This window comes from Shewanella sp. 10N.286.45.A1 (genome assembly GCF_041470405.1).
GTDB lineage: Bacteria > Pseudomonadota > Gammaproteobacteria > Enterobacterales > Shewanellaceae > Shewanella.
In genome coordinates, this window is the sequence record NZ_JBFRMK010000434.1 from 1 (window position 1) to 260 (window position 260).

Annotated in this window: 1 pseudogene; it reads left to right on the forward strand. The window is 47.7% G+C overall.

Annotated features, from left to right (window positions below):
* Window positions 1-32: 32 nt before the first annotated feature.
* Window positions 33-260: pseudogene (locus AB4238_RS22485) on the forward strand (IS30 family transposase); the annotation flags it as partial.

The following is a 260-nucleotide window of genomic DNA, read 5'->3' on the forward strand; positions in this document are numbered from 1 at the left end:
AAAAGCTTGAGAAGCGTGCAGGTAGCGTTAGCATGCATACTATTTACCGGCTTATTCGTACTCAAGGTTGGCGCAATAGACTCCCAAGGCACGGTAAGAAATATCGACAACGGAAAGGTAGTGAAGCTGGTGCAAAGCTTATCCCTAACCGCGTAGATATCGATGAACGGCCTGATGAAGTAGACTTAAAGGAAACAATAGGCGATTGGGAAGCGGATACCGTCCACGCCCCAGATGGCTACTTTGTCTCGTTAGTAGAG